Consider the following 19475-nt stretch of genomic DNA (forward strand, 5'->3'; position numbering starts at 1 on the left):
GTCAATCCTCCCGCCGCGCCATATGGTGCTTGCCCGAGGCGATCCATACGGCCACTGACACCAGGACCAGCCCGGCGAGCTCCGCGGGAGCGGGGACCTGGCGGAGCATGAGAGCGCCGACCACGGCGCTCGAGGCTGGCAGAAGAGCCGTGAAGAGCGCGAAAGTGGCCGCGGGCAAGCGTGTGAGCGCCAGGGCCTCCAGCGAGTAGGGGACGACCGTTGAGAGCAGTCCCACACCGACCACTGCGGCGAACAAGCCGGCGTCCGTGAGCGCCACCGACGCGCCCGGCCCCAGGACGGGCGCGAAGAGCACCGCCCCGAAGAAGCACCCGAGTGCCAGGTTCGTCACGCCCGAGCGCGTAGAGGCGACCCGCTGCCCGAGGACGATGTAGAGCGCCCAGGCGAGGGCAGCGGCCAGGATCCACGCCAGGCCGACACGCACCCGCCCCTGCGACAGGTCGAGCCCCAGCCCCCCGATGCACGCGACCCCTGCCAGGGCCAGGACTGCTGCGACGCGCGGCGCCCACCCCCGCCCGCGCAGGACGGCGACCGCCACTGGACCGACGAACTCGATGGAAACGGCGGTGCCCAGGGGCAGGCGGGCGATCGCCTCGTAGAACGAGGAGTTCATCGCCACCAGGACCACTCCGAAGAGCGCGGACGCCGCCAGGTCGCGGCGGCTGAGCCCGTCGCGCCACGGGCGCCTCCACGCGCACAGGACGAGCGCGCCCGTGGCCGCCCTCCACCATGCGACCGAAGCGGGCTCCACCGCAGCGAAAGCGACGACCGCCACCGCCGCGCCGACGTACTGGATGAGTGCGGAGCCGACGATGAAGAGCTGCGCCGGCACCCGGTCGGCGAAGGCCATCTACTGGGCGGGGGTGAAGACCAGCGCCACGGAGTTCATGCAGTAGCGCATCCCCGTGGGCTGGTCCGGGGCGTCGGGGAAGACGTGGCCCAGGTGCGAGCCGCAGCGCGAGCAGCGCACCTCCGTGCGGACCATGCCGTGGCTGGTGTCGACCAGGTCCCTGGTCGCCCCCTCGTCGGCCTCGTAGAAACTGGGCCAGCCGCACGCCGACTCGAACTTGGTGTCCGCGTCGAAGAGCCGCTGCCCGCAGGCGGCGCAATGGTACGCGCCCTCGCGGTGCTCGTCGAGCAGCTCCCCCGTGAAGGGCCGCTCGGTGCCGCCCTCGCGCAGCACGTGGTACTGCATGGGGGTCAGCCGGGAGCGCCACTGGGCGTCTGTGAGGGCCGAGGCCTCGTCAAGGCTTGGGAAATCACTCATGCCCCTATTGTGGCCCTTCCCGCCGCCCATGGCGCGCTGCCCGGGCTGCTCGGCTCAACACCGCTAGTCGCCCTCCTCGTCGTCGTACCTGCGTCCGGCCATGGCCGCGTTGCGCTCATCGGCCTCGGGCGAGCCCGAGAAGAAGCGCTCGCCCCGCTCGACGGGTTCTGCCGCTGGCCGCGCGGGGACGGGAGCAGCCGACGAGGCGGGGCCGGCGGGCTCAGCGGACGAGGCCGGGCCGGCGGGCGACGCGCCTGCCTCCCGGGGCGCTGGAACGGAACGCGGGGCCGACCCGTTCTGTTCGGCGGGCGCCGACTGGCGGGGCCGGGAGACGGCGGGTGGGGGAGGCAGGGGCCCGGAGCCGACAGCGGGCAGCACCCGCGTGCTTTCCGAGGAGCCCGCCCAGTCCCCGTCGGCAGCGGAGGCGGCCGGGGCCGGACCCACAGCGGTGCCCGGGCGCGGGTCGGGCGCCCCGGCTGCGGCGGGCGCGGGGCGCCCCCTCCCACTGCCGCCGACCGCCTCCATGATCCGCGTCCGGTCGATCCCGTGGACTGCGGTGGCCGGCCCGTCGGTGCTCTTCGGACGCACCCCAACCCTGCCCTCGCTCAGGACACGGCCGACGGCGGTATCGCTCATCACCTGGGTCTCCTCGCCCTGGGACGGCCCCCCGTGGGCGAGCTCCCGCTGGCGCTCCGCCATCGCCCTGCGCCTGGCGAGTTTGTGCTTGCGCCGGGCGGCGACCATGCGGGCGGCGTGGGCCGCGTCCGTGGGGGTCTTCGAGGCGTCGGACCCGGGGGCCGGCGCGTCCGAGGGGGCAGGAGGGGCCACGAGCGCGGCCCCCGCCCCGGTCGCGCCGTTCCCGACGATGCCGGCGAGCTCCTCGGCCAGGGAGGCGGCCCTCTCCCCTGTGGGGTCGTGGGTCACAGTGACGGTCCTGAGGGGTTCGAAGCGGCGGGCCGGGCGCGCGGCGGGGTGCTCGGCCACAATCCACGCGATGAGGTGCTCGCGCAGGTAGGTGCGCAGGTCGGACAAGGTCCCGGAGTTCTTCGCGGAGACCAGGACCCGCACCGTGACCGTGTCCTGGTCGGAGTCGGTGACCTGCACCGTCCACGTGCGCCCGTCCCACAGATCGGTCCTGGTGAGGAGCGCCTCGACCTTGCGGCGGATGAGGTTCACGGGGGCGCTCCAATCGAGCTTGAGCTCTACCGTGCCCAACTGGGCGGCGGCGCGCCTCGTCCAGTTCTCGAAGGGCGTGGACGTGAAGTAGGTGCACGGGGTGATGAGGCGGCGCTCGTCCCAGACCCGGACCACGACGTAGCTCAGGGTGATCTCCTCGACGGAACCGGTCTCGCCCTTCTGGCCCGCCACGACCACGTCGCCCACGCGGATGGCGTCAGTGAACGCCAGCAGGACGCCCGCGAACACGTTGCCGAGGGTCTGCTGGGCCGCCAGGCCCGCGATGACCGAGACGAGGCCGGCGGAGGCGAGGATCGTGGTCATCGCCTGGCGGGCGGCTTCAAAAGTGCCCAGGATCGCGCACAGGCCGACGACACTGATCACCACCTGCATGAGCCGTCGGATGACCTGGGCCTGGGTCTCGAAGCGGCGCGAGCGCCCCTTGTCCTGCTTCTGGCGCAGTTTCGCCGCGTCCTCGACCACCCACGCGGCCGAGTAGCCGACCCACGTCAAGCACGCGAGCGCGGCGATGAGCAGCAGGTGGGACATGACCGACACCGTGGTGCCGTTCGACCAGTCCGTCAGGTCGATGTTGGACAGAGTCACCTGCAGGCCGATCCACCCGCCCCACGTGAGGAAGGAGCCGTAGGACGCGGTGCGGGTGCGGGCCAGCAGGGCCGAGGCGATGGCCGATTTCGCCAGCGCGCCCCGTGCGACGGCGTGCACCAGGACCGCGATGACCAGGCCGATGAAGGCGCCGACGGCGCTGCCCAGCAGCAGCGAAGCGATGTCGAGGGCGTGGGTGACCACTTCAGAGGCTCCATCGGATTGTCCCGAGTCGCCCGACGCCGCCAGAACGTGTCCAAATTGGGGTGGGATAGTGCGCATGGCGGAAGCGTATGCCCCGTGCCTGACCGCTTCCTGAAAGACATAAGGTGTGTCAGGGGTCACGAGCGGGCGTTTTGACCTGGAAGGCATGTTCTGCCTAAAGTAATCCTCGTCTTCGGGCGCCAGTCCGGCGGCCAAACGGCCCCCATCGTCTAGCGGCCTAGGACACCGCCCTTTCACGGCGGCGACACGGGTTCGAATCCCGTTGGGGGTACGGCTCCTGCAATCGTGGAAGCGCAATAATTCAATAGGTCTTACCTGTTGTAAGGCCCCGTAGCGCAGTTGGTTAGCGCGCCGCCCTGTCACGGCGGAGGTCGCGGGTTCAAGTCCCGTCGGGGTCGCCGACCAGACCGTAACGGTCCCGGTCCTGGCTCTGTAGCTCAGTTGGTAGAGCGTTCGACTGAAAATCGAAAGGTCACCGGATCGACGCCGGTCGGAGCCACCGCCTCCCCGAAGCCCCCTGGGCTTCGGGGATTTTGTTGTGCGGTTGCACGGTTGTGCGGTTGTGCGCACGAGGCGGGGGCCAGGGCCGCAGCCCCCTGGGGCGCCACGCCAGGCGAGGGCTGCGATGAGGCGGGGCAGGGCCTGCCCCGCGGGGGCGGGGAAAACGCTGAGAACCAGTCCCCTCTTTCCTTGATGCACGGCTCATCCCCACGCGTGCGGGGAAAACGCTGGGCGGGCCCGGCGGGGCGGCGCCTGGTGCGGCTCATCCCCGCGCGTGCGGGGAAAACTGGTGGGTGATGGTCTGGTCGCATACCGTGTAGGGCTCATCCCCGCGCGTGCGGGGAAAACCGCCCACCCGCTGTGGTGCGGCGGGGCCTCTGGGGCTCATCCCCGCGCGTGCGGGGAAAACGGCCTCAGCGAGGCGCGCCTCAGCCGCCGCCACGGCTCATCCCCGCGCGTGCGGGGAAAACGGCCTCAGCGAGGCGCGCCTCAGCCGCCGCCACGGCTCATCCCCGCGCGTGCGGGGAAAACATGGGGCCGGTGGATTCGCGGCGGCTCCAGGCGGGCTCATCCCCGCGCGTGCGGGGAAAACCTTGGAGAAAAGCTCCTCCCCATCGTCACGGCGGGCTCATCCCCGCGCGTGCGGGGAAAACCCGAAGAGGGCCTCGTCTGATGGAGCCGTTCGCGGCTCATCCCCGCGCGTGCGGGGAAAACATCGTCGGTGCAACTCGTCGAAGCAGGACCGTGGGCTCATCCCCGCGCGTGCGGGGAAAACGTGTTCTCCTTCAGGCGCCCGTACTCCAAGGTGGGCTCATCCCCGCGCGTGCGGGGAAAACTCGTCGATGCCGAGGACCAATCCCTTGCCGGTGGGCTCATCCCCGCGCGTGCGGGGAAAACCTGGCAGGCCACGGCGGTGGAGTCGCTGCCCGAGGCTCATCCCCGCGCGTGCGGGGAAAACGATACCATTCGTGTACACCGTGTTGATCACGAAGGCTCATCCCCGCGCGTGCGGGGAAAACGCGATAGCCTGCTTGATCTCCGTGGAGAAGCGGGGCTCATCCCCGCGCGTGCGGGGAAAACGGCGGGGACGTGAAGAAAACCAATGACTCGGACGGCTCATCCCCGCGCGTGCGGGGAAAACACGGTCCGATGGTGTGATCCCGGCGGCGCGGAGGGCTCATCCCCGCGCGTGCGGGGAAAACTGCTCCGGCGACGCCGGGTACCAGTCCCGCCAGGGCTCATCCCCGCGCGTGCGGGGAAAACTTGATCCGCATCGTGAAGGCCACGCTCGCCGACGGCTCATCCCCGCGCGTGCGGGGAAAACACTTCCTGACCTGGGCTTTTATCGCTCAGGCCGGTCGGATCTTGGAAACCCTCGAGCCTTACGCCTTCTCTGAAAGCTACTCATTCCCGGGCGCCCGCGCAAACGGCGGGTGGCGTCGGGCGCGTCTGCGGGATCCGTGTACTGGCCCCGCCCTTGGGCGACCGCTGGGCGCATCATGAGCCGTATGCCCTCGAAGTCCACTGGGCGCCAGGGGTCGCCCCAGGTGAGGAACTCGAGGCCCTGCTCGTTGCGGGCCCTGTAGACCATGATCGCCCGGCCGCTCCCCATGGTCTTGATGACGATCTCCCACAGCCGCTCTCGGACGCGGCTGCCCAGGTTTCCCACGAACACGCCCGGCGATATCTCCAGGAGCCATCGCGTGACGTGCCCGCGCAGCCCTTCGGGCACGGCCGAGAGAACGAGCACGATCATGTCACGGCCCGTTCCTCGTAGGACACCCCCGCGGCGACGGTCCCCTCGAAGTCGTCCCACAGGTGCAAGTCGTCGACGATCAGGGCCTCGTCGTCATCGTCGGCGTCAACGGGGTCGCCGCTCAGCGCGAGGAGGGCCTTGATGTCCCGCACGGCCTGCTCGAGCAGGCGGTACTCGCGGACGGCGTCGCGCACGCGCCGCCTCGCCTCCGTGCCGATCGGCGTTTCGCCTCCCAGGGCGGCGACGTCGAAGGCGACAGGGATGGAAAGGTCCGCTTTGTACAGGTCGGCGATGTCGTAGACGAACGCCCTGTAGGTGCCGCTGTGCACGAATCCGAGTCCTGGCGAGCAGCCGAGGGCGACGATCACCGCGTGGACCACTCCGTACAGGGCGGAATTGGCGGCCGAGAGCGCCTGGTTCACCACCGACCCGCCCTCGAAGTCATCCGGGTCGTACTCGCGCCTGTCCCAGGGGATCCCGGTGCGCCGGGAGTTGTGCCGGTACAGGCGCCGCACCCGCGCCCCTTCGCGCCCCCGCAACTGCTGCAGGCTGAGCTTCGCGACATCCTCACCCTGGAAGCGCATGAGGTACATCTGGCGGGCGACGGTGAGGCGCAGCGCGGGATCGCTGACAGCCTTGGCCTGGGCCTCCAAAAGCCTGGAGGAACGTGACGGCGGGTTCCCGTGGGCGTAGTACCGCACGCCGTTCTCCCCCACCCACACCGCAGTAGACCCGCTCTCGGAGAGCACTGAGATCGCTGAGTGCGTGATCTTGACGCCAGGCCCCATGAGGAGGACCGACAGCGCTGCGGCGGGGACGTGCGCCACCCCTCTACTGTCGGTAATGGTGATCGCGTTGGAGTCACGGTGGATGACGCACCGCTCCACGTAGAGGAAGGTGAGGCGGTCCCTGACCCGAACGAGGTCCTTCGGGTCAGGGGGCCGCGCTCCCGGTATCGGCGTCATGGCCGCGCCAACGTCATCAGCCCGCAGCCGTAGGCCTTGGACCGCCCCATTCCGCCGACGAGGCAGGCGCGGAGTCTCGCGGGGTCGCGCACCTCCAGGACTCCTTGGAACGTCGCCATCTGGATCGTCACGTACGTGCCGTCGTGCCGGAACTTCTCGATGCCCCGGCCGACGCAGTCGACGACGAGGCTGGCGCCGTCGACGCGCTCCCCCGCCTCGTCCTCGAGGACCGGCAGGTCCCCGCCGATCTCGCGGGAGGTAAGGATGGAGAAGCCGTTCGCCTCGGTCCGGTCCAGCAGCCACTGGGTCTGTTGGGCGACCGTGACGTGCGCGAGGGTCTTCTTCTTCCCCTTCCCGTTGCGCTGCTTGGCGTCGCGGAACGTGGGGTTGACGGTGATACGGAAACCCCATCGCTGCCCGGGGCGCAGCGCGTCAAGGAACCTGCTCGTGTCGCGCACCGTGACCCCCTCGTCCGTCGCGTACCCCGCTGTTTCCACGATCCACGACGGATCCATCATCACCGGGCTGGAGACGTAGAGGATCAGTGCCTCATGAGCGCGACCGCCGGTGGCCCGCCTGGAGGCCCGCGCCGCGCCAGACCCGTCGAGCCGCCACAGGAGCCTGCCCTCCTCGGCGGCATCCAGGGCACCCCGGGGGAAGCAGCACAGTACCGCCGCGTGGAGGCGCTGCCTGCTCGAGATCAGTTCCCTGCACCCCCGTCTGCGGGGGTTGAGGAAGATTCGGGTGAGGAACATTCAGAGCACCTCCATGGGGTCGTGGCCGCCCGTCAGCGCCCTCCCAGGCGCCGACTCGACGTACTCGGGGTTCTGCAAGGGCACGCTTGCCTCCTCGACCTGGCGGAACGTGTAGAGCCGCCGCTCGGAGTCGAAACTGACCGGCACATCCTGGAGCGTGCGCCCGGGCGTGGACTCGTCCGCACCGGGGATGATCCCCGCGTCGGCGACCACCCGGACCTGGACCTCGCGCTTGGCCCGCTGGCGCTTTCGGTGGAATCCCGAAGCGAGCCACCCAGTGCTCCGGACGACCTCCCAAATCGGATCGGATTCCACCGCGAGGAACAGCGGAAGCGTGGGGGGGCACGCCCTGCGCCCGAGGTACAGCGGGAACGCCGGTCGGCGGATCGCGTTAGCGAGGGCGTCGATCAGCCCGTCGGGGCCTTCGACGAAGGCGGCGAACACCGCGTCGGACCAGTAGAAGCGGTCGGAGAGCGGCATCGCGGTCTTGCCCCTATGAGCTGTGTGGAAGTCGCGCAGCAGCTCGCCCGGCTGGTCGATCCGCACGGCCATGCGCAGTTCCGCGAGGTCCTCGATCGGGTCCGTCCTCCTGCGCCCCTGGGCGGCGGCGAGCAACCCGACGATCCCGCTTTTCGTCGGGAACGCCTCGGTCGATCGCCGTGTGAACCGGCTGGAGGAGCCCCATGACTGCAAGGGACCCGCCAGTCTCAGTACCAGGACTTCACTCATTGCTGCCCTCGAAGAGCGTCAACGGCGGCGCCGCCCAGGTCGACGAGGCGGACCTGCTGGCCGAGTTCGGCGATCGGCTCGGCCTTGTGCGTGGTCCACGCCACCAACGAGGCCTTCGGCGTCATCCCGGTCAGCGCCCGCATGTCCTTCTCGAATGCGACGAGCCGCTTGACAGCGGGTCCCGCGAAACCCTTCTGCGTACCGTCGTCCTCAGCTTTGGCGGGAACGGGTTCCTCGAACGCGCCGACGAGGTTGATCGGCTGATCGTCCCGCACTTGGACGACGACTGCGTCGGGGAGGGTCCGGTTCGCGAAGGTCGTGACCTTGCCCGTGGGCATAGCGCGCACGAAACTGTCGATGAACAGCTTGATCGCGTCGTCAGCGGCGTCCACGGAGCCGAGGTTCTCCTCGAGCAGGTCGACGTTGATCGTCGCGTAGCGGTAGACGGTGGCCGAGGCGAACTCAATGGTGCCGATCATCCCAGCACCCTCATCGGCCTCGTCGTTGCGCTTCTTCTCGTCGTCGACGGCGGTGTAGTAGTCGTACTCGGACTCGACCTCGCCCACTCCCAGGGCGTGTGCGACCTGGCAGGCGGCGTCGACGTTGAGGGAATTGGGTTCGGCGACCATCCGCCCGAAGAGCGCGATGCTGATCGAGTGGTCCGTGTCGACCAGGGTCTTCGGTTTGAGGGCTTTGAACGCCTTCTTCCGGTCCTCGGCGTCCGCCACGGAGACCAGCGCCTCGGCGAGGTGCTCGATCTGCTTCGCTGAGAGGAACACGAGGAAACCCGCTTCCTTGAGTTTTTGGTCGGTCGTTTCCTCGTTCTTCTTGCGCCTGGGCTCGGTGAGTCTGAACCCTATTTCGACCAGACCCATTTCCGCGAGCTCCGCGGCACTCTGGGCCAGCTGGGGGGCACGTTCGACGATCGCCGCCCTCACCAGTTCGACGACGAGTTTGGTGCGGATCCCTCGGTTCCCCTCCGGGGCGCGCTTCTCGAAGTCCTCGCGCGTCGCGCGCTTGATGGCCTGCGAGGAGATGCGCATCCGGCGCACTCCCCCGAAGGTCGCGGTCTTGGGCGCGCCGGTGTCGTCGCGGTTGGGGTTCGAGGGGGGAAGGGTCTGCAGGACGTGAATATCGATAAAACGAGACATTGAAGGTGTTCCTTTCGGTGTGCGTCGTTGCTAACAGGTGGGGGGTGGTTACTCCGAGGCCTCGTCCTCGGCGCTCTCGGCGGGAATGGGGGTGCGCGCGAATTGGCGCCCCCAAGCGCGGGTGACTGCGCTGCGGAACTGCGGAATCTGCCACCGGAAGAGATCTGCGGCGAGGAGCCCGTAGTCCATGGGTATCTCGGCGGCCTCGAGCAGGTCGACGATGCTCCTCAGGTGGTGCTCAAGGGCGTCGTAGGTCTGGGCGGAGACCACCGAGGACAGGCGCCGGTAGACGGGCGTCTCCTCCGGCCGCTTGTCGCCCCTCCCCTTCTCCGCCAGAGCGCGCACGGCTACGCCGAATGGCTGGGAGTTCTCCTTCGTTCCCCCCACGTGCATGGACCCGGCATTGGATCCTTGGTGCCGTGCCCATAGGGTCAAGGAGGTATGGACCGCCCTCTCCCCCCAGGACGGTTCCTTATCCCTTAGCCCCGGCCTCTCGGATTCGAGCGTGTAGGTCCAGATCGATGGGACGGATCCGACTTCCTTGCCCAGGCCGTGCCGCAACTGGGCGCGAGCGGCCGTAGGCGATGCCTCTTTTCCTTCGAGTTGGTGTGGGATCACCCACCGCACCCATTTCCTCACTTTCTCAGCACTCTCCCAGGAACGATTGGGCTCACCGGACGCCTCGTCCTGCGCGGGATTCGCTTGCCGGGCGCCGGCCTCTTCACCAGTCATTTCTCGTCTTCTTTCATTTGGTCTTCGGTTCTGGGCATTGTCTTGTTCACGGCTGCCCACAGGAAGTTCTCCGCAATGCCGGTGTTCATGAAGACCATTCCCGTGTCGCGGCCGATCGTCGCACTGGGCGGAGCCTCATCCACCAGGCGTTTGGCGAGGAGCCTCACGATGCGCCTCACTTCCCCGTGCCACTCGCCGCGCGCCGCGTCCACATCGGAGTCCCCGTCGAGTCGGGCGAGCCATCGGCGGAACGGGTCGTCGACGAGGGCGAAGAACTGCTCCTTCGCACGACTGCGCGCGCCGTCGCCCGCGCCATCGCCGCTCTGGCCTGCTGCCCTGGCCAGGTTCGCGGCGAAAACGCCGACGTGCGAGGCCACCTGCTCCGTGCCCCTCACCTGGCTGTCAATGAGGTCAGGGAGGCCTGGTCCCTTCTCTTTGAGGAGCGCCGTCGAAAAGCTGAGTTCGTCGTGGTACAGGTCCTCGAAGGTCGCCTCCTTCGGCCCGTAGGTGACGCCAACGGCTTCGACCCGAACGCGCACGGGATATTCCGTAGCAGGTCCTTGCTTGATCCGATTGTGGAAACTCAGTGTCTGCGAGGAGAGGAACTCCGTCTGCGCCGTCTTGTCGAATCCGTCGACAGCCCTAAGTCCGGGCAGTATTCCCGGCAGGTTCCGCCACAGCGCCCGGCCCGGCTCATGCTTCCTCGGCATGTAGGTGTGCTCGCGGAACTTCTTCGACTGCGGCATCGAGTAGCGCCATAGGCTCATCGGCTCGAAGCGCTGCATGTTCTGCGGAGCCAATTTGTCGCCCTGCGCCAGCACAACCCCCGTCACCCCGCTCCTGTCGCCGACCAGGCGGATGCGCCTCGAGTGCCACGTGAACAGCCGCGGAATGCTGATCCCCGCAGGATCGGGGTCCCCATCCCGGCTGAAGTCCCGGCGTCGCGCGGTTTCGACGTCCTCGGCCTCCCACGTGCACGCCCCCTTGTCGCCCGTGGGGTCCGGGCCCTGCAAGGATCCCGAATCGAATGGGACGAGGTTGAGGACCAGTGTCTCGTCGAGGTTCTTGCCCTTGAGCAGAACCGTCCCCGTCTGCCCGCACCACGAGGGGCCGATCGGGTAGCCCTTCCCGCCCTTCGCCTCGGGATCCCCCACGGCGCCGGATCGGATACCGGAGGGGTCGTAGGCGTGGGCGTGGACCAGCCAGAGGGCCGCCTCATCGGCGGGGATGCGCGCGATAGCCCTGGTATTCCGGGTCGTGAAGAACTGCTCGCCGTTCGGAATATCAGCGATGATCTTCTCCAGCCCGGACACCGCGTCTTTCGCCGTGCGCAGGTCCGGGGCCTGCATGAAGGGGCGCTGTCCACCGAAGAGGAAGAACCTGTCACGCCACCGCTCCAAGTAGGCGATCGCCTCGTCGGTAGGAGCACCGGCGTCCCATTGGCACCTCCAGTCCTTCGCTGATTCAAGGGAAGTCACGCGGTAGCAGATCGCCAACAGGATCCTTTGGATCGCGATCTTCTGAGTGGGGAGCTCGCAGGCGAGATCCGTGATCTCGTTGGTGTTGCGCAACACGTCGAGCAACCCCATTTTCCTGACGCTCCCGTCGAGCAGCCGGACGGGGATCCACGCCTCGTCCAGCAGGTTGTAATCAGGGTCCGTCATCGGGCCCGCACCTCCAATCCTCTCTCCTGGGTGTAAATGAGGTGGCATCCGAGCAGGTCCCGCTCCAACCGGGGGGACCCCTCGTCGGTCTTGTTCATCGCCAGGACCAGTTCGCCGCGGAGCAACGGGTGCTCCAGGCACTCCCAATCCCTGGTGGCCTCATCGTCCCAGATGGCACACGCAACTGCGTCCACCACTTCGTCGATCGCTTTCCCGGTCTCGCGGAACGGCCACGGTGGCAGCGAGACGCTCCACGTGCGCATCTCCCGCACGAGGCCGAGACTGGGCCAGGTGCTCACGTCAATGGGGATGGTCTCCCCGTCGGTGTCGACCTGCCAGGGCGGCTTGATGGGGACGCAACCCATACCGGGATCGACCGCGACCAGGAGAACGGGGATCTGGTCCTCGGAGTCCCTGACAGCAGCCTGTGCGGCGGCTTGCCTGCCTTTGGGGGCGCCGTCCCCAGTAGAGGCGTTGCCGACGAAGGAGTCCTCGAGTCTGTCCGCTTTCCATTGTGGGAGCCTGGGGCCGGTGAGGCACCACGTTCTCGCACGATCCACCGCGGTATTCGCGTTATTCCGCGCCTCCCACTCCGCTTCCTGGAGCGCCCCGGCCCAGGTCGCGGGACCGACTGGCTCTTGCGAGTAGGCGAGTTGGGTGAGTTCCGCGTAGTCTGCGGGCCGCTCGACGCCGATCCGTCCACGGTCCGCCAGGATGCCGAGGGCGCGGAGCACGTGGAAGCGCTCGTAGACGACGTCGGTCCCACCCGAGTATGCCCACGGCGCTGACCCCGTGTCGGCGACCATCACGTGGCAGCGGGCTTCCCGCAGCCCAGAAGGGCGTTCCCTGCCCGGATGGCGGTGGAGCCGCCCGATCCTCTGCAGCACGAGGTCCATGGGCGCGGGGTCGGTGATCATCACGTCGAAGTCGACATCGAGGCTCTGCTCGATGACCTGGGTGGCGACGACCACATGCCTGCGGGGACGCGCAGCGCTGTCCTTGCCGAAGAGGCGCAGCATCCGCTCGTCGCGCTCCGCCCGGTCGCTCGCGATGAAACGGGAGTGCAGCAGCGTCACCCCGTCCGTGCCGAAGTGCGGGGCGAGGGCGTCGTAAGTGGCCTGCGCGTCCTTCACGGTGTTGCGGATGACGACGGCGCACCCGCCCTCGGCGAGCGCCTCGTCGAGGGTGGGCACGAGATCCTGCGGGGACTGCGCGACCAGCGGAAGTATCGTTCTGCGCGCCTCGGGGCCCCCGCCTCCGACCACGTGGACATCGACTTCCTGCCCGCCCCGTGAAACCGTCGTGAGCACGGGATACCCGATATTGCCGTCAAGGCGGGCACTGTCGTCGACCTCGCGGCGGCACCGGCCCCGCCTGTACGCCTCGGCGAGTTCGATCCTGCGCTCCGCCGGAAGGGTCGCTGAGAGGAGGACCACGGGGATCCCGTACATCCCCAGCCAGGTGAGCGCTGCCTTCAAGTAGGTGCCCATGTAGGTGTCGGCCGCGTGGACCTCGTCGAGGATCACGGCTTTCCCCATCAGTCCCAGGTGGCGGACCAGGACATGACGCGATTTGAGCGCGGTCAGCAGGACTTGGTCGATCGTGCCGATCACGACGGGCGACAGGGTGGCGCGCCACCGACCGGCCATCCACGCGCTGGCGCGCAGAGAGGAGTAGTCCTCCCCGGGCCTGTCCTCCTCCTCGTCGTGGACCTGCACCGGATACCCGCAGTCGCGGTCCAGCAATTCGACGAAGGCGTCGTTGAGGTCGTTCTTGCCGTGGGCCAAGTGGACGCCGAGGCGCTGCGGGCTGTCGCCCAGCAGGTTCGTCAGCCATTTCGTGGCGCGCTCGTACATGGCGTTGGTGGTCGCCTGCGTGGGCAGCCCGATGAACACGCCCTGCAGCCCCCGGGAGCGGACCATCCGCTCGGCGACGGCGAAGGCGAGTTCGGTCTTCCCCGACCCCGGCGGGGCCTCGACGATCATGAGGTCGGGGTCGGCCTCCTCGGCCAGCCTCACCGCTGCGATCTGCGCATCGGTGGGAGTGGTCTCCGTGCCCCAGCCGAAGCGGTGGCGGTAGTACGACTCGGGGGAACCACCTGCCGTGGCGGGCACCGTCATCGGGCGGGGCATGTCGGCGCTCTCCCATCCGTGTTCGGCGCGCTCCCACTGCTCGTCCGCGGTGAGTTCCCGTTCCCGTTCGGCTTGGCGGCGCAGGGGGAAGTAGTCCTCGTTCGAGGCGATCCAGTCGGCAATGACGACCGCCGAGGCGTAGGCCGAGGCGACCGCGATCGGCAGTTCCGGGAGCGCCGTCGGCGCCGGGGATTTCAGTGGGAAGCCGATGCGACGGGCCATCCACTCGATGAGCTCCTGGCGGGACTGCTCCCAACGCGGCTCTTTCTGCGGGCGGCCGAGTTCGCCCTTGTAGGCGTCGCCCGCCGCTCCGATCTGCGAGCCATCCGGGTAACGCCCGTGGTGGACGCCGACGATCGCCGCCCATTGATCCGCACGGTCACGGTCCCCACCCCTTTTTACTATCGCATCGACGAGCGCGAAACGACTGGCGAAACCATGGGGAAGAACCCCACGGTCCGGTACGTCCCGACGTTGGGGGACAAGGACACCGTGGGCGCGGACGAAGTCGGCGAGCGGGCCGTGCTGGCAGCAGAAGGGCAGCGACGCCTTCCCCACGTCGTGGACGCCCGTCAGGAAGACGAGGCTGGCGCGCGCCTTCGCCTGGTCGCCGCCCCACACGGAGGCCATGATCGCGCGGTGGTGCTCGCTGAGGTAGGAGTCGAAGAGCCTGCCCGCCACGTCGGCCGCGTCCATCAGGTGCTGGGGGACGGACAGCCAGTCTTTGGGGTTCCGCTTGCCGCTCTTCGCCCAGAAGGAGCGGGTGAGCATGGATAGCCCCTCGGCGGTCAGGCCGGGTTCAGCCCGCGGGAACTCCGGGGGCGGCGGCGCAGCAGTCACCGCTGGTGCTTCCACGACCTTGCCATCGATTTTCCGGGCCATGCTGTTCTCCCTCTCAACCCTGAGACGAAATCCGTTTCATAATAACCCTCGACGCCCGGAAATGGGAGAGGTTCCTCACATTTCCGGGCGCCGATGGTAAATGTGCCACTCACCCTTGATCAAGCCGACCGCTGAACGGGGTGCGCGCACCAATCATCGCCGCAGCATTTTCGCGACAAAAACATCGACAGCGCCTTGGAGCAGAACACCGAGGACAACCACAGCCACGTCCTCAACGAACGTCATCACTCTACAAACCCTCCTTTCGAGATCCCGATCAGAGCTTGTAGACTGCGACTGTCACATCTTGAGCCACAAGCTCTGCCTGATGGGGTCGCCACTCTGCGTGTCGACCCCATCAGTTCTCCCAGCCCGACAGTTCCTTCGAGCACCACAGCCCCTGCTGCGGTGCTCGAAGATTATCAGACGAGATTCTTCGTTGCAAACGCACCTCGATTAGAGTTCACTAAAGTTGCCCCGCGATTAGAGTTCACCGAACTTGACCCCACTTGCGTGGGGAAAACAGCCATCGCGCCTTGGTCGCGCCTCGTTTAGAGGGCTCACCCCCGCGCTAGCGGGGAACGCTGCGGAGCCGCAGCAGCCAAGGCCGATCACCTGCCCTCATTATCCCATCGCTGGCACCAGCTTCCACCTGCACCCCCGGGCGCGCCTTGAACCAACCCCCTCCCCTTCTCACCCCTCCCCCCGCGCGCCCCTGAGCGTTTTTGGGTATCCGCTGCCAGAATGGGAGCATGTCGAACTCTGAGGCCCAGGAGAGGGCGTCACTCCGTCCGGCTCACAAGCCGTGGTGGCGCTCCAGAAAGGCGCACGCCGCCCATGGGGGCGGCGGGCGGGTGCTGCTCGGCGGGCTCGGCCTGTCCTACAAGGATCCGTCGTCGGGCGCGCGCATGCTGGACGGAGTGGACGTCGCCTTCCGCGCACGGCGGATCACGGCGGTGCTGGATCCGTCCGGCCTCCGCTCCCGTGCCCTGTTCCTGGTGCTCGCGGGCCTGGAGGACCCGGACGCCGGCCGCGTGGTGTCCGCCAAGCCCCGTTCTGCGCGCCAGAGGTGGGCGGGGCGCATCGGGGCCGTTGCCCTGCTGGGTGGGCGCGACACGCTCGACAGGGATCTCACGATCCGGCAGAACATCCTGGCGCCCCTGGCCGCCACGGGATCGGTGGCGGACTGGGACAACCTGGTGGGCGCACTGGAACTGACGGGCCTGCGCACCAAGGTGGACGCCCATCCCGCAGAGCTGACGCCGATGGAGCGCTTCAAGGCCACGGTGGCGCGCGCCATCGTGTCGGGCGCGGAGGTGTTCCTGGTGACGGAGCCGTCGGTCCTGCCCGCCCACGACACGGACGAGCTGGTGGACCTGTTGCGGGCCGTGGCGGCCGCAGGGTGCGCGGTCGTCGTGGCCACGCGCCACCCGGAGACCGCGCTGCGCGCGCACCGCGTCATCATGCTGGCCAACGGCAGCGTCTCCTTGGACGCCGCGCCGCCCACGCTCGACGCCATCGACTCGTCGCTCGAGCGCTGCCCGGAGGATCCGAAGAACCTCCTGGGCCCCATCCCCTCCGCCTCCCCCCTCTTCTACGAGGCGGACGCCACCGGGGCCGAAGACGAGGACCCGGGTTCCGTCGCGTGGCACTCCCTCAACGTTGTGGATCCGACGGATCCGGCGCCGCTGTCGAGCGTGGCCACCTACGATGAGATCGACGAAACGGCCACGTACACGGGTGCGATCCCCGCCACCGCCGTCCCCGAGGAGGACACCGACGTCGACGAATTGATCGTGCAGGCCAAGAGGATCCTCTCCGACCTGCCCGGTTCCATCGCCCCCGAGGACTGAAACCAGGGCCCGCCCCCATCCCCGGCGCCTGCGAAGTGGGCACCACCGCACATGAGCGGCTTTCGGTCCTGCCGCCCTGGTGCCGACGAGGCGCGCGCCGCAGGTGTGGGCACACCGCGGATCGCGGCGGCAACCGGAGTCGGCTGGGCCCGCGCTGCGATGTTTCCCCGACTGCCGGGGCACGGTGAGGCGGCAACCGGAGTCGGCTGGGCCCGCGCCGCGGTCCCGGCGCGCGTGAAGGACTGAGGACACATGCTGGGCGGCTGCGCGCCGAGCCGCCTTCGTGATTAACTGTGTGACATAGCCTGTAGTCGACCAGGCACCGCCACGCAGGAAGGCAGTCGCTCAGATGACCCAACCGTCCAACCCGGGTGTCCCCGAAGGACAGTCCACACCACAGGCATCGCCCTCCCAGACTCCGCAGCGCGCTTCTGCCCCCGTTCAGCCCGTCCAGCAGGCACCCGCGGCGCATCCCGCCCCCACGCCCATCACGCGGGAGCAGGGGCCCTCCGCCCAGGGGCGGGCCCCGGCGGCCTCCCAAGCGCAGAAGCCCACCGCCCAGGAGCAGCCCGGCACGGGAGCCGCGTCCGCCCAGGGCACCCACCTGCCGCCGAGGACATCGACCACCCGCGCCTACGCCCCGCCGGCGCAGGCCGCCCCCGACCCGGATCCCCAGGCCGGGCAGGGCGCCCCGGACACGCAGACCCAGACGGGTCCGCAGGCGCGGCGCAAGCCGTCCGTGGGCAGGCTCATCGCCGATATCACCAGCCAGTTCTCCTCGATCGTGCGCGGCGAGATCCAGTTGGCGAAGGTCCAGACCGCGACCATGCTCGCGCGCATCCGCACCGGCCTCGTCCTAATGGCTGCGGCCGCCGTCTTCGCCCTTTTCCTGCTGGGCTGGGTCCTGCACACCATCGAAGCGGCACTGGCCACGGTCCTGCCGGTATGGGCGGCCTCCCTCATCGTCGTCGGGCTCCTGACCGTCGTCGTAGCGGTCCTCGCCCTCCTCGGCTTCCGGGCACTGCGCAAGGCCCAGGAGAGCAAACCCGATCCCAAGGCCGGCATCACCGAGGCCGTCCACATTGTGAAGAACGGACTTACCAAGTGAGCACTCCCACGGAACCCGCAGCCGCGCCCCGCACCGAAGCGCAGATCCGAGCCGACCTGGAGGCCACGCGCGCTGCCCTGGCGGCCTCCGTCGACGACCTCTACGAGCAGTTGCAGCCCGCTGCCATCGTCGCGAACACGAAGGCCGCCGCGGCAGAGGCCGTCGCGGGCGCCCGGAAGAGCGTCCGCGACACCGCAGCCGCCGCCCGCGAGGGCGACTCCGAGGCCATCAAACGGATCGGCATCGCCGTGGGCGCGACCCTGGTGGCCATCGGCCTCCTCGCGTTCGCCTGGTCCCGCAGACGGCGCTGACGCGCCCCAGGCGGGGGCCGCTCCAACATGCCCCCACCTGGCCCGACGGCTCTCGGGGCGGACGCCCCGGGCGCGTTCCGCCACGCGCGCAAAATCGGATTCAAGTTCAATTCGTTGCGCCTCTTTGGTTATGATGAAGCCACGAAACATTGTGAACACCCAGGGAACCGCGCCATGCGGACCCGAACTACGCGGAGGGGGTCGACGCCATGGGGCGCGGCCGTCAAAAGGCAAAGCAGATGAAAGTCGCTCGGAAGCTGAAGTACTTCAGCCCCGACACCGACCTGGACGCGCTTCAGCGTGAGCTGGCGCCCGAGGACATGTACGAGGAGCAGGGCAGCGACGGCGCGGACACCGACGTCGACGAGCCCGACGAAGAGGACGACCTCTACGCCAAGTACGCGGACTTCGCCACGGTCGCGGACGAGCCCGACGACATAGACCCCGCGCAGTTGGACGAGTCGTTCTGGACGGGCAAGCCCTCGGACAAGTAGGGCGCCTGGGCGCTCACCCCACCCGGTAGGAGCCGTGCAGGCGCACGGAACCCGCGTTGACGCCCTTGGTGCCGCGGACCACGCGCTCCCCAACCCCGGCCCCTGCCGCCGTGGAGCGCACCTCCCCCAGCACCCACGCGCCCACGCCCGCCTGGCGCACAGCGCCGACCACCGCCGGGGCGTCCGCCTCGCCGACCACGGCGACCATGCCGACCCCGAGGTTCAGGGAATCCTCCATGGCCTCCCACGACACGGAGCCGCCCCTGCGCACCCAGTCGAACACGGCGGGCACCCGCCACGAGCCGCGGTCCACCGACGCCACCGACCCGGAGGGCAGCACGCGCGACAGGTTCGCCGCCAGGCCACCGCCCGTCACGTGGGACAGGGCGTGCACGCCCCGCCCGTCGCCGCCCCCGACGCCGAAGCGCTCGACCAAGTCCAGGCACAGGCGCGTGTACAGGCGCGTCGGCTCCAGGAGCTCCTCGCCCAGGGTGCGCCCGAACTCACTGACGTGCGCGTCCAGCGGAGCGCCCGTGCGCGCCACGACCGAGCGGACCAGGGAGTAGCCGTTGGAGTGCAGTCCCGACGAGGCCATCGCCACCACCACGTCGGAGTCGACGACCCGCTGGGGCCCCAGAACGCGGTCCGCATCGACGACGCCCGTCGCGGCCCCCGCGATGTCGTAGTCGTCCGGCTCCATGACGCCGGGGTGCTCGGCGGTCTCGCCGCCGACCAGGGGCGTGCCCGTGGCCTCGCAGGCCCGCGCAATGCCCTCCACGATGGAGGCGATGCGCTCGGGGACGACGCGGCCGCACGCGATGTAGTCCGTCATGAGCAGCGGGCGCGCCCCGATCACCACGATGTCATCGACGACCATGCCGACCAGGTCCTGGCCGATCGTGCCATGCGCGTCCATCGCCCGCGCGATCGCGATCTTGGTGCCCACCCCGTCCGTCGAAGTCGCCAGCAGGGGCCGCCTCATGCCCAGCAGGGCCGACGCGTCCACCATCCCGGCGAAGCCGCCAGTCGCACCGACCACGGTGGCGTCGTGGGTGCGCGCGACAGCGGCCTTCATGAGCTCGACAGCGCGGTCTCCTGCGGCGGTGTCCACTCCGGCGGTGGCGTAGTCAAGGGGGTTGTCGGTCATGGA

16 protein-coding genes, 3 tRNA genes and 1 CRISPR repeat array are annotated in these 19475 nt (G+C 69.0%); of the genes, 7 read left to right on the forward strand and 12 right to left on the reverse strand.

The window, feature by feature from the left end:
• Position 1: 1 nt before the first annotated feature.
• From G447_RS0101235 to G447_RS10795, 3 genes are read right to left on the reverse strand one after another with little or no spacing between them, the layout of a single operon-like run.
• Positions 2–868, reverse strand: a complete 867-nt coding sequence (locus G447_RS0101235; RefSeq protein ID WP_026429739.1) for an EamA family transporter — start codon at positions 866–868, stop codon at positions 2–4.
• Positions 869–1315 (reverse strand): peptide-methionine (R)-S-oxide reductase MsrB, encoded by a 447-nt coding sequence (msrB, locus tag G447_RS0101240; RefSeq protein WP_034475899.1) that lies wholly within the window; start codon positions 1313–1315, stop codon positions 869–871. It lies immediately after the preceding gene.
• A 33-nt stretch (positions 1316–1348) separates the two neighbouring features.
• Complete coding sequence (locus G447_RS10795) at positions 1349–3271, reverse strand: mechanosensitive ion channel family protein (RefSeq protein ID WP_051226172.1); 1923 nt, start codon at positions 3269–3271, stop codon at positions 1349–1351.
• 219 nt (positions 3272–3490) lie between these two features.
• Here G447_RS10795 and G447_RS0101250 point away from each other — a divergent pair.
• The 3 genes from G447_RS0101250 (at position 3491) to G447_RS0101260 (ending at position 3791) form a co-directional block, all read left to right on the forward strand.
• Positions 3491–3563, forward strand: a tRNA-Glu gene (locus tag G447_RS0101250).
• A gap of 53 nt (positions 3564–3616) precedes the next feature.
• Positions 3617–3690: transfer RNA gene (locus G447_RS0101255), tRNA-Asp, on the forward strand.
• A 28-nt stretch (positions 3691–3718) separates the two neighbouring features.
• Positions 3719–3791: transfer RNA gene (locus tag G447_RS0101260), tRNA-Phe, on the forward strand.
• A 200-nt stretch (positions 3792–3991) separates the two neighbouring features.
• A CRISPR array of direct repeats spans positions 3992–5117; the repeat unit is 28 nt; unit sequence GGCTCATCCCCGCGCGTGCGGGGAAAAC.
• A gap of 18 nt (positions 5118–5135) precedes the next feature.
• Here G447_RS0101260 and cas2e read toward each other — a convergent pair.
• Genes cas2e through G447_RS0101305 form a run of 8 tightly spaced genes read right to left on the reverse strand, consistent with a single transcriptional unit; the run spans position 5136 to position 14559 of the window.
• Positions 5136–5549, reverse strand: a complete 414-nt coding sequence (cas2e, locus tag G447_RS0101265; RefSeq protein WP_026429741.1) for a type I-E CRISPR-associated endoribonuclease Cas2e — start codon at positions 5547–5549, stop codon at positions 5136–5138.
• Positions 5546–6514: a type I-E CRISPR-associated endonuclease Cas1e gene (gene cas1e / locus G447_RS0101270; protein ID WP_026429742.1), complete on the reverse strand. Its 969-nt coding sequence runs from the start codon at positions 6512–6514 to the stop codon at positions 5546–5548. Before cas1e ends, cas2e begins: the two co-directional genes overlap by 4 nt.
• A complete protein-coding gene (gene cas6e / locus G447_RS0101275; protein WP_026429743.1) occupies positions 6511–7269 on the reverse strand; it encodes a type I-E CRISPR-associated protein Cas6/Cse3/CasE in 759 nt (252 codons plus the stop codon). Before cas6e ends, cas1e begins: the two co-directional genes overlap by 4 nt.
• Entirely contained in the window at positions 7270–7998 is a 729-nt protein-coding gene (cas5e, locus tag G447_RS10800; protein WP_034475901.1) for a type I-E CRISPR-associated protein Cas5/CasD, read from the reverse strand.
• Positions 7995–9149, reverse strand: a complete 1155-nt coding sequence (cas7e, locus tag G447_RS0101290) for a type I-E CRISPR-associated protein Cas7/Cse4/CasC (protein WP_026429745.1) — start codon at positions 9147–9149, stop codon at positions 7995–7997. Before cas7e ends, cas5e begins: the two co-directional genes overlap by 4 nt.
• A gap of 48 nt (positions 9150–9197) precedes the next feature.
• Positions 9198–9881 carry a type I-E CRISPR-associated protein Cse2/CasB gene (gene casB / locus G447_RS11850; protein ID WP_081697819.1) on the reverse strand — a complete coding sequence of 228 codons (684 nt, stop codon included), beginning with the start codon at positions 9879–9881 and terminating at the stop codon, positions 9198–9200.
• Positions 9878–11545 carry a type I-E CRISPR-associated protein Cse1/CasA gene (casA, locus tag G447_RS0101300; protein ID WP_026429747.1) on the reverse strand — a complete coding sequence of 556 codons (1668 nt, stop codon included), beginning with the start codon at positions 11543–11545 and terminating at the stop codon, positions 9878–9880. Before casA ends, casB begins: the two co-directional genes overlap by 4 nt.
• Positions 11542–14559, reverse strand: coding sequence for a CRISPR-associated helicase/endonuclease Cas3 (locus tag G447_RS0101305; protein WP_026429748.1), 3018 nt, complete (start codon positions 14557–14559; stop codon positions 11542–11544). Before G447_RS0101305 ends, casA begins: the two co-directional genes overlap by 4 nt.
• Before the next feature lie 752 nt (positions 14560–15311).
• Between G447_RS0101305 and G447_RS0101315 the strand changes: the two genes are divergently transcribed.
• From G447_RS0101315 to G447_RS0101330, 4 genes are all read left to right on the forward strand, one after another.
• Positions 15312–16412, forward strand: a complete 1101-nt coding sequence (locus tag G447_RS0101315) for an ATP-binding cassette domain-containing protein (RefSeq protein ID WP_243442275.1) — start codon at positions 15312–15314, stop codon at positions 16410–16412.
• 349 nt (positions 16413–16761) lie between these two features.
• Entirely contained in the window at positions 16762–17520 is a 759-nt protein-coding gene (locus G447_RS10805; RefSeq protein WP_081697820.1) for a phage holin family protein, read from the forward strand.
• A complete protein-coding gene (locus tag G447_RS0101325; RefSeq protein WP_005869048.1) occupies positions 17517–17831 on the forward strand; it encodes a DUF3618 domain-containing protein in 315 nt (104 codons plus the stop codon). Before G447_RS10805 ends, G447_RS0101325 begins: the two co-directional genes overlap by 4 nt.
• A 209-nt stretch (positions 17832–18040) precedes the next feature.
• Positions 18041–18325: a DUF3073 domain-containing protein gene (locus G447_RS0101330; RefSeq protein WP_005869053.1), complete on the forward strand. Its 285-nt coding sequence runs from the start codon at positions 18041–18043 to the stop codon at positions 18323–18325.
• Positions 18326–18338: 13 nt separating this feature from the next.
• Here the strand turns inward: G447_RS0101330 and purM are convergent, their stop codons facing one another.
• The gene (gene purM / locus G447_RS0101335) at positions 18339–19472 is read right to left on the reverse strand and encodes a phosphoribosylformylglycinamidine cyclo-ligase (RefSeq protein WP_005869056.1); all 1134 of its coding nucleotides are present in this window, start codon (positions 19470–19472) and stop codon (positions 18339–18341) included.
• Positions 19473–19475 lie beyond the last annotated feature (3 nt).

It is taken from the genome of Schaalia georgiae DSM 6843, assembly GCF_000429245.1.
In the GTDB taxonomy this organism is placed as follows: domain Bacteria; phylum Actinomycetota; class Actinomycetes; order Actinomycetales; family Actinomycetaceae; genus Pauljensenia; species Pauljensenia georgiae.